Below are 18,228 nucleotides of genomic sequence, written 5' to 3' on the forward strand. Positions count from 1 at the left end.
TCACTAAACTCTAGCAAGAAATGAAATTACAACGTTTAATAGCCATCATTTTGCCGTTAACCTTGTTTGCGTCGAGCTGTAACGACGTGTTAGACATGGCACCCGATGGCAATATGCAGATGGATGAGGTATTGGCCGACCCCGATAAGGTGGAAGGCCTGTTGAACCAGTGTTACAATAATATTCCCAAGAAAGGGTACAGTTATATGTTCTTCGAATCGGCGGTGGTAGCTACCAGCGACGACGGCTGGACGTCTGACGACGGCCAAACGGGCTTGATAGCAAGTGATTATTACAACGATAACAACTCGGCGGGTAACCACGCGATGCTGAACAGGGTCGATCAGCACGGTGGTTTCAATAACGAATACTGGGACCGTTCCTGGCAACAAATCCGGCTATGCTCGCAGTTTATTGAAGTGATTGACGGCGCAGCCGTAAACAACGAGACCGACCGCGGCCGGTTTAAGGCAGAGGCACGGATTCTCCGGGCATTTTTCTACATGGAGTTGGTCAAATGGTTTGGTAAGGTTCCTATCTTGGACGCCACGGTTCCGTTTGATGCGGATTTCTCTACATTGAGCCGCGCATCGGTATACGATGTGGCCAAGTTCATCGTTGCCGACTGCGATGCCGCGCTAGCCGAAGCTAATCTGCCTTGGCGGATTACCGACCCCAACGACGCGGGGCGTGTAAGCAAGGCCCTCGCACTGGCGCTCAAAACCAAAGCTATGCTTTTTGCTGCCAGCCCGCTTCACAATGAAGGTCAAAATCACTGGGAAGAAGCATACCAAGTGGCCAAGGACGCCGTGTCTAAATTGAAAGCAAACGGCTATGAACTGTTTACCCAAACGACACAACCGGCGGTATTCGGTACAGGCCCTGCTGCCGCATTGCGCCAGCTTGTTGACCAGAATGCGGACTATTCGGCCACCCCACGCGATCGGGAAACGATTTACCAGGTTCGGGATGGCAGTGTGTTTGTATGGCATATCGGTTACATTGGCAGTAACATGCCCAACACATATAAAGCCGGGGTAGCACCAACCCAGGAATTGGTGGATGCGTTTGAAACCATTGATGGCGAGCCCATATTGGACTTAAGCAAACCTTATTTGGACGAACGCCATTTGCAACCGAACTACAATCCGAATTCCATATATGATCCGAACGATCCTTATGCTAACCGGGATCCTCGACTGGACCAAACGGTGCTTCATAATGGCAGTACGATTCTGTTCGACAACCAGACGGTTGAAATAGAAACTTACACGGGGGGGGATCATGCACCGAGTTTTGATGTCACTAATCGTTCGGCATCACGTACGGGCTACTACCACGCTAAGATGGTTACGCCCGGTGCAAGCCAGACCAATGGGATTAACAACTCGAACTGGAAGTACTACCGGCTTGGTGAAACTTTACTGGATTTGGCCGAAGCGGCAGCTAAGGCGGGACACCTGGATGAAGCCCGCGCAGCGGCCAATGAAGTGCGCGCCCGCTCGGGCATGCCTGGGTTTACGGCGGACTTGTCGCAGGAAGAACTCATTCTCCGTATACACAATGAACGGCGCGTAGAGTTGGCTTGGGAGGAACAACGGTATTTCGATGTTCGCCGGTGGGAGAACCCCGATGGCGACCTGAGTGAAACCGCCAAATGGCTCACCGCGATGGTCATCACGAAAAACGGCGACGGAAGCTTTACGTATAATCGTCGTAATATCTCGACGAACCCACGGGGCGGTCACTCCAATCGCGACCTCTTACTGCCGATTCCGCTAAGTGAGGCATCTACGCTCGAATCGGTTACAGGGCAGAAATGGCAGAATCCAGGATGGTAATTTCATGATTTATGATTAAGATGGAGAAATATATAAAATCTATTGCGCTGTGCATCTTTAGTTTGGTGACGTTCGTGTCACTGTACGCTCAGGAGGCAAGCGAAGCGCAAAGCCGGGTGGTTAACGAATTCAATCAACCGGTGCAGGGAGCAACACTGGTGACCAATGACGATAGTCACCAGTCGATTACAGGCCAGGATGGGACTTTTACTTTGGCGTTCGATGAGCATACCAACCATGTGGTCGTCTCGGCTGCAGGCTATTTAAATTTGCGTATTCCTATTGGAGAAATCGCCGACGGGAAGGAGATTGTACTGGCTTTTGACCCCCACAACATGGGTGGGTCGGTCAATTTCGGCTACCAATCGTACACCAAGGAATCGCTTACCGGCGCGGTATCATCCGTATCGGGTAGTGTATTGGATAAAGCGCCAACGAATGTCCTTTCTGAGACGTATGCTGGCCGCTTGCCCGGTTTGACCACGATTTCCAATATCGCTGAACTGACCTTCTTCGGCTACGGAAACCTGTCTAAATCGATCAGGGGTTCTTCTTCGGTAAATGGCAACGACCCCCTCATCATCATCGATGGCGTGATTGCACCTACCCAATACCTGGAATTCATTTCGCCGAAGGAGATTGAAAGTGTGTCCGTACTGAAAGACGCGTCAGCTACTGCGGCTTATGGTATCCAGGGTGCAGCCGGTGTAATCGTTATTACCACGAGGCGTGGCTTTACGGGCAAGCTGAATGTGGAAGGGTATGCCGACTATTCTTTTCAGCAAATGACTCGGCGGCCTTTATTTGTCAATTCGGCCCAATACGCAGAATTGCGGAATGAGGCTGGCGAACGGGATGGGTTGGGTACATACTCTCAATTTTCGCAAGATGAGATCGACCTGTTTCGCTCGGGGAGCGACATCGCGTACCCCAACAATAATTGGTTTGACGATTATGTGAAAGATTTCGTGATGCGGCAGCGCGTGGGCGTGAACGTGTCGGGTGGTACCGACAGGTTCAGGTATTACTCTAACTTGAGTTTCATGAACCAAGAGGAGCCCTTCATCATCACCGATGAGCCCAGCCGGAAATACGATCCCACGCCACGAGTTAGTATTGGTAACTTCCGTACGAATATGGATGTCAAATTCAATAACTATTTCTCGGGCTATATGCGGCTCACCGGTAATGTGAAACAGGAAAAGTTGGCGGGTGCCACGATGGGCTGGAACGTGTATAGCCAGATTTTCAATCAGCCACCAACCATGTTCGGTCCGTTGTCGCCCATTTTCGAAGACGATCCGGAAATGAGCAATCAGGTGGTTACCGTAGACGGGCTGGATAGCCCGGTATACGGCACCTTAAACCGCTCCGGCTATAACAACGTGGTGGAAACCAACGTGATTGCCCAAGCGGGATTGAAATTGGACATGAGTTTCCTAACCGAGGGGCTTTCGGCAAGTGGCGGTATGGCGTACCAGACATACGTGCGTAACGAAACCTTAACGACACAGAACTACAAGCGGGTATTGCGTGGAGACGACTTTTCAACACTTGATAATTTCACGACGTACAAGACGTTTGAAAACACGCCCCTTGCATACAGTAAAGGATCCGTGTTTTTCTATTACCTGAACTTGCTCGGGCGGATAGACTACAATCGCCGCTTCGGCGACCATAGCATCGATGCTTCCGTCCACACTTATTACCTCAAACAAGAGAAGGAGTCTGGGGGAACGAGCAATGCGGTGCTGCCTTACATGCGTCAAAATTTCGGCTTCTCCGCGTTGTACGGGTATAAAGACCGTTATTTCTTGAAAGCGGACCTCGGATACTCGGGCTCGGAGCAATTCCATCCCGACAACCGTTATGCCCTCACCCCTGCCATTTCGGGTGCGTGGATTGCATCGAAGGAAGATTTTCTCCAGTCGGACGTGCTGACCCTGCTTAAACTCCGGGCGTCTTACGGCGTTACGGCAAACGACCAATTGGGCAGTGCGCGATTCTTGTATCTGGATAACATCCGCTCCAATGGATCCGAGTTGGAACGGGGTAACCCTGAACTAGAGCCCGAGCGGATCGAAAAGATGAACGTGGGTATCAATATTGGACTGTTGAACATGTTTACCTTGGAAGCAGACTACTTTACACACAGGGTGGATAACATGCTGATTAATAGTAGCGCCCGGTTACCCGAGTACCAAGGAATACCATTGAACTATTATCCGAAATTGAATGATGGTGCCATGGAAAACAAAGGCTTTGAACTTGCTTTGGGCTTTGACAAACATATCAGCCCGGACTTTTCGGTATTTGCCCAGGCCAACTTCATGCAGGCAAAAAATAAGGTAATCAACATCAATGAGGCATCGGCCGGTGAGGATTTCGCTTATCCCTACCGTACCCAAGGGTATGCTCTTGGTCAACTTTGGGGCTACCGGATTGATTACAGCAACGGCAACGGGATGTTCAACACAGCGGACGAACTGGCCAACGCTGGACTTACTTATGCGTTTGGAGCACCTCGCTTAGGAGATTTCATCTATCAAGACCTGAACGGCGACAATATCATCAATGAAGAAGATTTGGCTCCGATGGGATACGCGAGGTTGCCGCAACAGGAGTACAGTTTAGTTGGTGGGTTCAACTATAAGAATTGGGACATGTCTTTCCTCTTGCACGGCGTAAATAAAGCGTCGCAATTCATCAGTGGCACGGGCGCTTACGAAAACGGGAGCAAAGGTATCTTCAATGATATCCATTTGCATGCGTGGACGCCTGAACGGTATGCGGCGGGAGAGACCATCAGCTACCCGGCATTATCCCTTTCGCCATCGGTAAACCATCGCGACAATGACTACTTCCTGAGCGACCGTTCTTACCTGCGCCTACGTAACGTGCAAGTGGGCTATACGCTTCCGCAACAGATTTCACAGAAAATCCGCTCGGAAGCGGTGCGGGTATCGTTAACGGTACAGAACCTGTTTACCATCGATAACATGAAATCGAAATACATCGATCCGGAAATCGGAAGCATGAGCACATTCCAGCCGTACCGTGTATTTAATATTGGTTTAACTGCAAACTTCTAAAAATCGTATAGAATGAAGAATAGAATTTTAAGAATAGTTGCCCTAGTCATCGGTATTTCCGGTTTGGGGTCTTGTGCAGACCTCGATTTACCATCGGATGGGAGGATGACCCTGAAAGATATGTTCAGCGACTATTTTCGTACAAGAAATTACTTCAACGCTGTCAAAGGCTTTATGCCGCAGGTCGGTTTCACGTACGGGCAAACACCGCTGGCATCGTTCAGCGACGAGGCGCACGATGCCAGCGATGGCGTGAGTAGCAATGTGAACAACTGGTACAACAACCGGACTTCGCCCGCCAGCAACCCGGTTGCAGGTGATTATTCTTGGGGGCATTATTTCCAGGCCATCCGGAAAGCGAATACGTTCCTGACGAGTATTAACGACCCGAATATCGCTGTCGCTGTTATCGACGAAGACGAGAAGAACGGATGGATTGGTGAGGTGTTGGTGATGCGTGCATTTTATTACCTGCAGCTGGTGAAACGGTTCGGTGGCGTTCCGCTCATCAGCACGCCGTATGAGGTAACCCATGATTTCTCACAGGACCGGCGTGCCACGTTCGAGGAGTGTGTTGATTTCATCTTAGCCGATTGTGATGCCGCGCTGGCGATTCCGGAAAGCGGTAAGTCGACCGTTGGCTTCCGATGGGATATCAGCGACAATGAACGGGGCACCATTACCCGCGCGTTTGCGCACGCCGTAAGGTCGCAGGCAGCCCTGTATGCCGCCAGCCCGCTGTTTTATACTGCCGGCAGCAAATACACATGGGAGAAGGCCACGGAAATTACCAAAGAAGCGTTAGATGCGTGTTTGGGGCATGGTTTCGAACTATTTGATATCACGCCACCGGCAGACGTTGCGCAGAATGCCTATGCGTACTACTTTATCAACCGCTCAGATCCCAGTCGCTCGGTGGATAAAGAAACCATCTATGAGACCACGGCTTTACGAGCGAACGTGTGGAAGTGGGCCGGGACTCCGATTACCCAGGGCGCGGAAAAAGCGGGTGCAGGTCCATCACAGGAGCTGGTGGATGCCTACGGGATGCAGGCTACCGGACAAATGCCGGTGCTGGGTTATTCCGATGCACAGCATCTTCAGCCGATGATCAACACGGCATCGGGCTACAACCCTGCAAATCCTTATGAAGGCCGCGACCCCCGCTTTTATGCATCGATATACTATAACAATTCACCGCGTTCCCTCTCTACGGGAAATATAGAGAAGGCGTTGATCCCACTTGGCTTTACCGAAACGGTAAACAATGTGACAACAGCTTCGGCCGACGATGCGATTACCCTGTCGACCACCGGTGGTGATCCGTGGATACACACCACAACACTCAACGCGGCATTTCCTGGGGCAGCGAAACATATGGTTACTTTTGAGTATAAAAGTAATAAGACCGTTTCCGATGCCGAATTTTTTTACTGTGTGGCGGGCGGTCCGCAAGGGGGAGTATCCTCCGGCCAAAACATCGTCATTGAGGAGGCTGCTGAATGGAAGCGATTTGAATATGACCTCTCTTCGGCCATTGCCGATTTCGGTTTCGGCGTCAATGCCGATGGTGGCCAGGAGCCGGCCAACCATTTCTTGCGGTTCGACCTAACTGGCGGTCCCGACTACGAGCTGACCATCCGGAATTTCAATATTGAAAGCTTCACACCACCGTCGGCAGCTACGCCGGTACAGACTTTCGTAGGGGGCAATAGCGGGATTTCGAGCGACGTTACGCAAACACGGTTCACACGTACGGGCTACTACCTGCGTAAGTTCAATAACTACAAGTCTGGCATCAATACCGATCAGGACGGTTTGATGAAAATCTTCCGCCTGGGTGAGTTGTACCTCAACTTTGCCGAAGCTGCGTACCAATCGGTTGGGCCCGACGCACAGGTCGAGTCTAAGGCGAGTGGTGCGGGTGCGCTGTCGGCCAGGGAAGCAGTGAATATCATCCGTGCACGGGCGGATATGCCTGCCCTGCCCCCTGGGTTGAATGCCGAAGAATTCGAAGTGCGTTACCGCAACGAACGCCGTGTTGAACTGGCTTTCGAGGAGCACCGGTTCTTCGATGTGCGCCGCTGGAAGATACTAAACGAAACCGATAAATTCGTTACCGGTATGCGTATCGTGAAAGACGGTGATGATTATGAGTACAACCGGATTAAGCTGCAGGACCGCAACACCCATACGGATAAATACCTGTTGCAGCCCATCAATCAATCGGAAGTATCGAAAATGGCTTCCTATACGGGCGAAGATTGGCAAAACCCGGGTTGGTGATATAGGTAATATAATACAATCGTTGATTAACTCGCGGAGCTCCGATATTCTTTTGGCAACATGCCATGGGAATGGCTGGGCCCCGCGGGTTATTTATAATCTGTTAGTTGGTATGATAAGGAAAAAACTGAAAACGAACAGCATGTTGATGACGGCGGTTTGCCTGTCGTTAGGAATTGTCATGGGATGCTCGTCGAAAGCCAAAAAGGAAACGCCCGTGGTGGAGTCTTCCATGCGGTACCTGGAAAACGACCGCTTGAAACTGGGCATCGACTTAGGTTTGGGTGGGGCGGTCACGTTTCTTTCTGACCAAGAGAACGGTGGGAAGAACATGGTGAACAGTTTCGACTGGGGACGGCAGATACAGCTTTCCTTTTACAGCGGCCCCTGGCCTTACATTGGTCCGAATGGGGAAACGCCTACCCCTGAGTGGGCCGGTTTAGGGTGGAACCCCATCCAATCGGGCGACGCAGGGGGGCATCGTTCGAAGATACTATCGTTTGAACAACGCGGCGACAATGCATTCTTTGTTCGCAGTATACCGATGCAGTGGCCCCACAAGACCGGAGTGGCCGGCGATTGCGAATTCGAATGCCTGTATACCTTGGAAGGCAATGTGATTACCATGGAGGCCGCCATCGTCAATAAACGGACAGACCATACGCAATACCGGGCATCCGGCCAGGAAATGCCCGCCGTTTATACCAATGGCCCCTGGTACCAACTGGTTACTTACCTGGGTGATAAACCGTTTACGGGCGAGCCCACAACCACCGTGGTAGATAAGGGTGACCATAAAGGTTGGCCCTGGGTGCATTTCTATACACCCGAAAACTGGGTGGCGTTGCTCGACGAGAACGGGTATGGCATTGGTGTTTTCCAGCCGGAAGCGATGACATTCAACGGTGGGTTCCATCCCAACGATGAATCTAAGGGAGTAGGCGGGGAGAAGGACGCAGCAACGGGGCATATCGCGCCTACAGGCCGGCAGATCCTCGATCACAATATCCGATGGTCCTATAAAACATCTTTGGTGCTCGGCACTTTGGACGACATCCGTGGCTACGCGGAGGCTAACTGGGAAGTGGTGCCGCAGCCCCAGTGGAGCTTTAATGACTCGCGAGACAACTGGTATTACGAAGGTGAAATAAAAGATGCTGGATTCCCCATTGAAGGCAAACTGGATGTCCAATTCCAGTCCGATGCGACACTGGTAGGCCCCGCTACCTTCTGGGAAGCGTCCAAAACGCCATTTCTTGAAATCGAAGGGGCGTTTGAAACGGCAAGCGGCGAGTTGGTACTTTCGGTAGACGTACAACCCGTAAGTCCGGCCGATTTTACGGATTGGTTGAACTGGAGCGAAGGAGCACACGATGTGGACGCTGAACGGAAACAGAAAGCGTCGGAATTTCCGGAAAAGCCGGTTGTACACACCGAAAAGACCATCGTAGCAGATGGACAACAGCGCACGTATCGGATTCACTTGGCCGAAACGGCAGGGTATACCGGCGCGATGAAAAGTATGCGCATTTCCCTCTCGGAGAGAGGTTCGGCAAAAGTCACCAGGATCGGTCTCGGTGAATAGCTTTTTTTATGAATAAGTACATTGGTTAAAACTTATGAGATACGTTGTTTTTATTTGTTTGTTGCACGTGAGTGTTGTTTCGATAGCAGCTGGTATAAAACCGGTAAACCTACGTGCGGAGTATAAACACAACCCGTTCATCGATGACCCGTCGCCCCGTCTAAGTTGGGAATTGGAGTCGAAGAAATACAATCAATACCAGTCCGCATATCAGGTTATTGTAGCGTCATCGCCGGAGAAACTGCGTAGCGGTGAAGGGGATATATGGGATACAGGAAAAGTTCAATCGTCAGCAACCAATCAGATCGCTTTCGAAGGAAGCGATTTGCGTTCGCGCCAGCAGGTATGGTGGAAGGTACGCGTGTGGGATGCGGGCGACAACGTCGGTAAATGGAGCGCAGCCAACTTCTGGGAGATGGGGCTGCTGGAGCGTGCTGATTGGGATGCAAAATGGGTAGGCTACGACCTCAATGACCTGGCGGAGCCAGGGAAATACCATTTGCCACCTTCGCCCTATCTCCGTAAGGAGGCCGCCGTAGCCAAGAAAATCCAGTCGGCCAGGTTGTACATCAGTTCGCTTGGCTTGCATGAATTCTATATCAACGGCAGCAAAATCGGCGACGATTATTTTGCATCCGGATGGACGGATTACGATAAACGGGTCTACTATAATGTGTATGACGTTACGGAGCACATTAACGCGGGTACCAATGTATTCGGCGCCATACTAGCCGACGGTTGGTACGCCGGATACCTGGGGTATGCCGTGCTGGTGGGCACCGAGCAAGTGCGGGGATTTTATGGGGAGGTGCCCCTATTGAAGGCACAGGTAGAACTTACCTTCGCCGATGGAAGCCACCAGACGATTTCGACGGGTGCAGACTGGAAAGCATCCACAGGTGCAATCCGCGAGGCGGATTTCCTGCAGGGAGAAACGCACGATGCCACCAAAGAAAGACGCGGATGGAATCGTATGGGTTTCGACGATCGCAACTGGGATCCCGTGCAGGTATTTGCAGAAAAGCCGGGCCGTGCCCTTCAACTGTATCCGAGCCAGCCGGTGCGGGTGGTCGAGGAACTGCCGATAAAGACAATTAACCAATTGGACAACGGTAAATACATTATCGATTTCGGCCAGAACTTCGCCGGTATCATCCGGCTGAAGCTAAAGGGGCAGCCTAACGATACATTGGTTTTCCGGTACGGCGAAATGTTGCACCCCGATGGTACCCTCGTAACCGAGAATTTGCGAAGTGCGCGGGCAACAGATACGTATGTGATGCGAGGGGATGGAAAAGAAGAGGTGTGGAGCCCGGGTTTCACCTTCCATGGGTTTCAGTTTGTAGAGGTATCGGGCCTAAAGGAAGAACCGGGCCGTGATTTCCTGGTGGGGCTGGCCATGAGCTCCGATTTGGAAACGGCCGGTCACCTCGAAACGGACAATGAGTTGCTGAACCAGATTTATAGTAACATCGTATGGACACAACGGGCTAATTACCTCGATGTGCCGACCGACTGTCCCCAACGCGACGAGCGGCTGGGCTGGACTGCCGATGCACAGGTCTATATCCGATCGGCAACGTACAACAACGATATTGCAGCATTCCATACCAAATGGATCCAAGATTTGAACGATGCCCAGTGGCCCAACGGTGCTTTCCCGGTGTATGCACCGATGCCGGTAAACGCAGCTACCGGCAAGGCGGCAATCCGGGCATCCGATACGTTTTCGCCGGGCTGGTCGGAAGCGGGGATTATCTGCACATACGAAATTTTCAATGCCTACAACGATACCCGCATTGTGGAGTCGTCTTTGCCTTATATGGTCAGGTTTATGGATTTCCTGAAAACCCGGGCCGACGATAATGGCCTCATCCGTGAGCGAAGCTTTGAGGATGTCAGTCCCAAGGGAGGTTTTGGCGACTGGCTGTCGGTAGGCAGTAAAACCAGTCCCGATCTGCTGGCAGCGATGTACTATTTCCACTGTGCGCGCTTGATGGAAACGATGTGCACGGCAATTCAGGAATCCGAACTCGCTTCGACTTATGGAGAGCTGGCCGCATCCATTAAAGCGGCCATTAAAGACCATTATATGGAAAACGACCGGTTTAAAGTCGACGCGGCGGTTTATGGCGACGGTGCAGGGTATGTGGACGGGCAGAACGGTTTCGCAGGGCATACCCAAACTGCTTATGCGAATGCGGTATATATGCAGTTACTGGATGAGCAGGACCTGCAGCGGGCGGGCGACTTCTTGCGCGCACTGGTAGAGCAGAATGACGATAAGCTGACAACGGGCTTCTTGGGCTTTAAGCCCTTGCTGCCTGCATTGTCGACGACCGGTTCTTCAGATAAGGCGTATAAACTGATTACCAGTACGGAGTACCCGTCGTTGGGCTACGAAGTGGTGAATGGCGCCACGTCGATCTGGGAACGGTGGGATAGCTACATCAAGGATGTCGGTTTCGTGCATAATGCGGAGATGAATTCATTCAGCCATTATGCGTTTGGTGCGGTGAATGAATGGATGTTCGAAAACATGGTCGGCATAAAGCCCATCGAAAGCGGGTTCCGTACCCTTCGGATCAAACCTGAAATCCCTACCGCCGACATTGAGCTGAGTAAGGTAAGTGGAACGTATCATTCCATTGCCGGAACGATTAAGTCGGCATGGGATTATTCAGGGGCGACGAAGCGTCATACGTTAGAGATTCCGGTCAATACGACCGCGTATTTCCATTTAGAATCGCCATCGCCGGATGCGGTTTATATCAACGGCAAACCCGTTACCACGAGCAAACTGGTTCAAAACGTCGAACAAGTCAGTTCAGGTATCCAAATCAAATTGGGATCTGGAAAATATAAAATCATAATTAGGGAATAAAACGGCATCTAAAATAGAAGAAAATGAACAACATACTATGCAAAGCCATCACGCTCAGTTTGGTGTTTTTTGGCTCATTTCAACTGGCTAAGCCGGAAGTGATTATCCTGACCAGTGACCAACAGCTCCGCGATTTGATGGACCCCGACAAGAAAATCGACATGTCATTGGGCCACAATCGGTCGATGCGCAGTTTGCGTGATGTGTGCGAATCTGGGCAACGGCACGGCCATAAAGAACTGACCATCGCCTTCGATGAGTTTTTCAGGCAATACCGTCCCCAGGCGGGAACCGAGCGACGGCTGACGCCGGATATGGACGAGTATGTAGAAAAGATAAAGTTCATTAGTGATTTTGCGAAACAGTATGGCATGGGCATCTGTCTGAGTTTGCTTAGTCCGCTCGAACTGGGGCCGGCCTATAAGAACCAAACTGACGAATCGGGGCGGTGGCTCGGGTATAAAGTAGGCTTACGCAATCCTTCTGACGGTTCGTTCAGCCTCTCGGTGTGGCAACAGCTTTTCTGGACCAACAACAAAGGGAAGTTTCGGATTGGACTGAAAAGCGTGAAGGCTTATGCGTTCAAAGAAAAGCCGGTGAAGTCTTCCGGCCACATCGCCGTTGACCCCGATGATATCATCGAAATAAAAGGCATTACGTATGAAGCCGGAGATACGGTTGACGTTGGCGGGGGGGAATACGGGATACAGAACGACCCCGACGAGATGATCTATCCGGTACGGAACTTAAGGGTGTATTATGATGGGCCACAGCAACTGGCGGGGTATGACCGGGTGATGGTGCTGCTGGAGTACGAGACGCCAGAAATGGATTATTTCAGCAAGGATGCACCGGGCTTTCTACAAAGCCTCATCAAAAAGTACAAGGACAGCGGGGTGAATTTGACATCCTTCTATTCGGATGAGATGCACATACAACAAGACTGGGTGTACTTCTCGCATCATGAAGGGGGGCAATTCAATACACGTTTCCTAACCGAAGGGTTTTCCGAACAATACCAGCAGAAATATGGTCAGGCGCTGGACGATAAGTACATGCTTTATTTTGTGTACGGGGCGCCGTATTACCAAGCCAATGCACTGGCGGTAAAGAATGTCCAATATGTAATGGGGGAGACCCCGGAAGACATACACCGTACGTACCTCTTGCGCGATCGGTATTATAAAATGCTGAACCATGGCGTGGTAGACCTTTTTAAAGATGCGAAAGACTATGCCGAGGAGTTGTTTGGCCATGAGATGCCGACCAGTGCGCATGCCTCATGGGCAGAGAGCCCTACGATTGATCTGTGGGACACCGAGAAGCTCCATCAGAATGCATATAGGTACGAATATACGTCAAACTTTGTATGGGGCAATACGGTACACCAGGCTTCCGCAGCATGCTACGACTATTTTAAATGGGGCGAGTACCTGCAACCCACCGGAAACGACTTTGCCGAGTGTGGGTGGGGCGACCGGAACTATTATGGTGCCGCTATGGGTACGTCCATAGGTGTGGTCAACAAATACCCGAATGCCTACGCGGCCGCTTGGGGGTTCCCGAAGGAGGCACTGCACTGGAAGAATACCATCAACGATGCTTTCGGCGCGCGACCCGGGCAACCGATGAAATTGATGACGGACAACGTACACCGAGACATTGAGGTGTTGATTCTCTACCCGATGAACCTGGTTGCCGTGGAAGAACGTTTCGGCAGTTGGATGACGCAGTACGGATACGCGAATTACCTCACGGCGGACAAGCTGCTGGAAATGGGGGAAATGCTTCCCGATGGTCGCATCCAGGTGGCCGAGAAAACCTATTCGACCGTCGTAGCCGTGTTTGAGCCACTTCCTGAAGCCGGACTGCTGGATATGATGGGCAAGCTGGTGGAGAACGGCGGAAACGTGATTTGGAGCGGTATGCCGCCGCTCATCGATAGCAAAGGGGAGAGGTGCGTGGAACAGTGGCAATCGTTGTTTGGCGTAACGTATGAAACCGACGAGTATCCTGGTGAAATAGCGAGTGGCAAACAAGTGGCGTTTGAACATAGCTTCTCTACCGTGCCAACACAGCTTATCCTCACCGATTTTCTGGTCGACCGGATTTATCCGGTGGCTACGAGCTCCCCAGACATCGAGGTGGTGGCCAAGGTAGAAGATAGGGTGGTGGGGACAAAACTGAAAAAGGGAAAGGGCCATGCGTATTACTTAGGGTTCCGCCCGCGCGATGATCAATCGGCAAGTCTTGGCTATGAGGCCCGTACGTTGTTCGAAATCCTCAATGCGGCGAACGCCTATCCCGCTACCGGCGCGTTTACGGAAAATGACAATCCGACCTACGTGTCGCGCACAACGGATTTCTTCGCTACCAAGTTCCCTAATGGTACTACGGCGATCGTGAAACATTATCGTACGCACCGCGAGAACTGGGAAGGTGGTTTTTCCAGGGACGCCGAGGCCGATGCGAAGGCGTTGGCGGTGAATCCGTTGCCGTCGGATGAGTTAGCGATCCGCGACCTGAAAATAAATGGGCACACCATTAGCTATAATGGGAAAATGAATGTGGCCTTCCGCACCGACGAAGGCGGTAGGTTGATCGCATTCAACGGTGAGGAGTGTACCCGTATCGTAGTCGACGGAACCACATATTCATTTAGTGAAAACCCGATGGACATTACGTATGCACCGGTTGCTGCCGATTTGAAGACGTACCGTCTCCGGGCAACGGGGCAGGGCGAAATGGTATTGCCCATGCCTGCGGGCTTTGCCAAAGCGACCGTGAAAAACGGTAAATCCGAGGTGAAGCATAAACTGGGTAAGGGCAATATGGTGCTGAACATTGACGAGGACCTTGCCGGGAAATGGCTCGACATCGAATACCGGTAAACGAAATTGAATCACATTGTATCGTGTCCGACCGACAGCTGATTATGGATAAAAAACAGGTAGGATAAGATAGCAGATGCGTAGTTAACGCTCCTTGAAGGGGGTACCTTTGTTCTAATTGGTTTTATTATATCCTAAAGTATACCAAGTATGAGCTATATAGGTGCTTGTAAGGCAACGATCGTTACGTTGCTTGGTCTTTCGGCTGCATGTGCGCAATCTGGTGAGATGAATGTGGAACCCCACCCGACCGTGGTATTGTTTGACGGAACTACATTAACGGGTTGGCAGCCGATAGACCCCGCCGACGCCCATTTCTGGTCGGTGGCCGATAGCTGCATTACCGGCGGCGACGGTTACAGCAATATTCCGAAAAATACCTATTTGCGGACTGAACGCGAATACGGCGATTTTGAATTCAGGTGTTTATTCCGCCTTTCGGGCGACCCTGCCACAGGTTTCATCAACAGTGGGATACAATACCGCTCACACGTGGTAAACGGCGACATTGTAGGCTACCAGGCGGATATCGGGAATGGGCATTGGGGCGATATCTATGATGAGCACCGCCGGGAACTACTGGTCGCTGGAGATTTGAGCGCGTTGCGCCGTATCCTCGACGAAGATGGGTGGAACAGTTACATCGTCCGAGTGCGCGGAAACCATCACGAACTTTACATCAACGGGGTGAAGACATGCGATTACATGGAAGCCGACCCCGATATACCTGCAAAGGGCGTTATCGCGGTGCAGCTCCACGGTGGCGGCGCGGCAAAAATCCAGCTTCGCGATGTGACGATTACCGAATTTTGATAACCGGATTATTAACGTAAATTAGACTACAAAACCGATTTAACCATGCGATTTCGCTTATCTACTCTTTTTTTGTGCTGCAGCGTGATAGGGGCTCTTATTACGGGTTCATGTACCGGCGATTCCGATTCGGACACCGGCCAAATTGACCGCGAATATGTCTTGAATGCCAAGATGATCGGCTATACAGGCGTTGGTGGCGATATCGACGGCCAGCGAAACCCCGTGCTCCGTGCGAAGAAGGGCGAGCGGGTAAAGATATCGCTGGTGAACGGCGAGCTGATGGCGCACGATATCCTGTTGGAAAAATATGAGAAGCAGAGCGAGACGATGTTGGAGGAGGGCGATACGACGAGCATCGTCTTCATTGCGGAATTTGACGACGAGTATTACTGCACACTTCCGGGCCACGAACAGGTGATGCGCGGCCACTTTAAAATCGTCGAGCATTTCGAAACGCCAGTTAGCGACAACTGGGGCGTATCGCCCCGCAAAGACGGGCGCCCGCTTAACTTTGGCTTCGAACGCGGTAGCTTGGCCGACTGGACGAGCAGCGGTGATGCATTCGGTCCGCGGGCGGTAACGTTTGACCCGGCACCGTGGTACCCGGATAGCGTGGTGTTGAAGCAATCGGGCGACTATTATGTGAGTAGTGGTGGCACGTTGAATTACCAAGCTACAGGTACCCTTACTTCCACACCGTTTGAAGTTACCCACCCCTGGGCCTCGTTTAAAGTAACGGGGGGTGCGCTTGCCGGCCTCCGCGTGGAGCTGGTGGATGCTACTACCGATTCGGCCTTTTTCACCATATCAGGTCATATCAATGAAGATAAAGCGAGCGACCCCGCGCATGTGGCCTTCCGCCCGGTAGTGGTTGACCTCGGGGCGCAGCAAGGCCGTGAAATCTATATCCGTCTGGTCGATGAGGAGACCGGGACGGTGCCCGAAATCGCCTATATCGGCGATAACCATTGGGCACACCTTTCGTTTGATGATTTCCGGTTCCATGAAGAACGGCCCACCTACGTGAATGAGTTGCGACCAAATGATGTGGTTATCCTCCCGCCGCGTGATTTCGTTCCCAACGCGGGCCTTTCGGGCGAAGAGGCAGCGAAGGTGATGGAGGCACCCGATGGATTCACGGTAACATTGGCGGCGGCCGAACCCGATATTGTACGTCCGATAGCCTTTACGCAAGATGACCGTGGGCGATTATGGGTGGTAGAAGCACATACGTATCCCGTCCGTGCACCCGAAGGGGAAGGGCGAGACCGTATCCTGATTTTTGAAGATACCGACGGTGATGGGACACTTGATAGCCGTAAGGTATTCATCGAAGGGCTCAACATGGTCAGTGGCATCGAAATCGGGTTTGGCGGTGTGTGGGTAGGTGCCGCACCGTACCTGCTATATATCCCGATAGATGCAGCGACAGACACGCCGGCCGGTGAACCCCAGGTTTTACTCGATGGGTGGGGCTACGAGGACACACACGAAACGCTCAATACCTTCAAATGGGGGCCCGACGGCTGGCTTTATGGTAATCATGGTGTGTTTACACATTCCAACGTAGGGAAGCCTGGCGTTTCCGACGATGAGCGGACGCCCATTAATGCGGGGGTATGGCGTTACCACCCTACGCGCCATGAGTTTGAGGTGTTCGCACACGGAACGAGCAACCCCTGGGGGCTCGATTTCAACGACTACGGCCATGCGTTTGCCACAGTATGTGTTATTCCCCATCTGTTCCATATGATCCAAGGGGCACGGTACCACCGGCAAGGTGGCGAGCATTTCAATCCCTATACGTACGATGATATAAAGACCATCGCCGATCACGTACACTGGTTGGGCGATCAAGGACCACATGCCGGGAACTTCCGGTCGGCGGCCGCCGGTGGCGGGCACGCCCATGCTGGTGCAATGTTCTATCTGGGCAACAAGCACTGGGGTCTCGACAGGAACGCAATCTTCATGAACAACATCAACGGCTTCCGGATGAACATGGATATTACCAAGCGTGCCGGATCGGGATATATAGCCAGCCACGGCAAAGATTTCATTAATACCAATGATTTTTGGTCGCAGTGGATTAATTTCCGGATTACGCCCAGCGGGTCGGTATTTGTACACGATTGGTACGACAAAAATCAGTGCCATAGCCCGAACCCGGATGTGCACGACAAAACCCTCGGTCGAATATTCAAGATCACCCACGAAAAGGATAAGTGGGTGACGGTGGATTTATCGAAGCAGACGGATATGGAGTTGGTGGCAAACCAGCTGAACGAGAATGAATTTTACGTGGTACATAGCCGTCGCCTGCTGCAGGAACGAGGCGGTAACAGTGAAGTGCACGAAGGTTTGTGGAAGATTTTCAACGAAAATCCCGATGTAACCCGTAAGCTGCGCGCATTGTGGGCGCTGCACGCAACCAATGGAATTACCGACCAGCAGGCACTGGAATTACTCGACCATGCCGATGAGTATGTACGAAGCTGGGCGATCCAACTGATTGCAGAAGGTAAGAACGTATCTGACGATGCGCGCCGCCGCTTTGAGACGCTCGCCAAGCGCGACACATCCGCTTTGGTACGGCTTTACCTCGCTTCGGCGCTCCAGCGCATGGCACCCGAACAGCGGTGGGATATCGTCAAGAGCCTCACGATGCACGAAGAAGATGTTGCCGATCAAAACATGCCGTTGATGGTATGGTACGCATTGGAACCCTTGGTGGCCATCGATGCTGGCCGGGCGACCGAATTGGCAAAAAATGCTAAATTGCCCGGGTTGGCGGACTTCGTTTCCCGGCGTATAGCGGATGGTAAAAAATAAT

At 51.8% G+C, this 18,228-nt stretch carries 8 protein-coding genes; all 8 read left to right on the forward strand.

Features of this window, described 5'->3' with window-relative positions; genetic code table 11:
- Positions 1-20: 20 nt before the first annotated feature.
- The 8 genes from U9S71_RS04120 to U9S71_RS04155 all read left to right on the forward strand — a co-directional run bounded on the left by U9S71_RS04120 (position 21) and on the right by U9S71_RS04155 (position 18,227).
- Positions 21-1,841 carry a RagB/SusD family nutrient uptake outer membrane protein gene (locus U9S71_RS04120; RefSeq protein WP_326325470.1) on the forward strand — a complete coding sequence of 607 codons (1,821 nt, stop codon included), beginning with the start codon at positions 21-23 and terminating at the stop codon, positions 1,839-1,841.
- A 20-nt stretch (positions 1,842-1,861) separates the two neighbouring features.
- Positions 1,862-4,933: a SusC/RagA family TonB-linked outer membrane protein gene (locus tag U9S71_RS04125; RefSeq protein WP_326325471.1), complete on the forward strand. Its 3,072-nt coding sequence runs from the start codon at positions 1,862-1,864 to the stop codon at positions 4,931-4,933.
- A gap of 12 nt (positions 4,934-4,945) precedes the next feature.
- A complete protein-coding gene (locus U9S71_RS04130) occupies positions 4,946-7,219 on the forward strand; it encodes a RagB/SusD family nutrient uptake outer membrane protein (RefSeq protein WP_326325473.1) in 2,274 nt (757 codons plus the stop codon).
- Positions 7,220-7,331: 112 nt separating this feature from the next.
- Complete coding sequence (locus U9S71_RS04135; protein WP_326325474.1) at positions 7,332-8,804, forward strand: hypothetical protein; 1,473 nt, start codon at positions 7,332-7,334, stop codon at positions 8,802-8,804.
- 34 nt (positions 8,805-8,838) lie between these two features.
- Positions 8,839-11,688: an alpha-L-rhamnosidase gene (locus tag U9S71_RS04140; RefSeq protein WP_326325475.1), complete on the forward strand. Its 2,850-nt coding sequence runs from the start codon at positions 8,839-8,841 to the stop codon at positions 11,686-11,688.
- Between the two features lie 23 nt (positions 11,689-11,711).
- Positions 11,712-14,579, forward strand: coding sequence for a hypothetical protein (locus U9S71_RS04145; RefSeq protein WP_326325476.1), 2,868 nt, complete (start codon positions 11,712-11,714; stop codon positions 14,577-14,579).
- 150 nt (positions 14,580-14,729) lie between these two features.
- Positions 14,730-15,392, forward strand: coding sequence for a 3-keto-disaccharide hydrolase (locus tag U9S71_RS04150; RefSeq protein ID WP_326325477.1), 663 nt, complete (start codon positions 14,730-14,732; stop codon positions 15,390-15,392).
- An 84-nt stretch (positions 15,393-15,476) separates the two neighbouring features.
- Positions 15,477-18,227 (forward strand): PVC-type heme-binding CxxCH protein, encoded by a 2,751-nt coding sequence (locus U9S71_RS04155; protein ID WP_326325478.1) that lies wholly within the window; start codon positions 15,477-15,479, stop codon positions 18,225-18,227.
- Position 18,228 lies beyond the last annotated feature (1 nt).

It is taken from the genome of Parapedobacter flavus (genome assembly GCF_035818675.1).
GTDB lineage: Bacteria > Bacteroidota > Bacteroidia > Sphingobacteriales > Sphingobacteriaceae > Parapedobacter > Parapedobacter flavus.

What these genes read in the sequence shown, in the direction of transcription:
- U9S71_RS04145 (WP_326325476.1), top strand. Translation starts at nt 11,712, where the DNA reads ATGAACAACATACTATGCAAAGCCATCACGCTCAGTTTGGTGTTTTTT.
- U9S71_RS04120 (WP_326325470.1), top strand. Translation starts at nt 21, where the DNA reads ATGAAATTACAACGTTTAATAGCCATCATTTTGCCGTTAACCTTGTTT.
- U9S71_RS04125 (WP_326325471.1), top strand. Translation starts at nt 1,862, where the DNA reads ATGGAGAAATATATAAAATCTATTGCGCTGTGCATCTTTAGTTTGGTG.
- U9S71_RS04135 (WP_326325474.1), top strand. Translation starts at nt 7,332, where the DNA reads ATGATAAGGAAAAAACTGAAAACGAACAGCATGTTGATGACGGCGGTT.
- U9S71_RS04130 (WP_326325473.1), top strand. Translation starts at nt 4,946, where the DNA reads ATGAAGAATAGAATTTTAAGAATAGTTGCCCTAGTCATCGGTATTTCC.
- U9S71_RS04140 (WP_326325475.1), top strand. Translation starts at nt 8,839, where the DNA reads ATGAGATACGTTGTTTTTATTTGTTTGTTGCACGTGAGTGTTGTTTCG.
- U9S71_RS04150 (WP_326325477.1), top strand. Translation starts at nt 14,730, where the DNA reads ATGAGCTATATAGGTGCTTGTAAGGCAACGATCGTTACGTTGCTTGGT.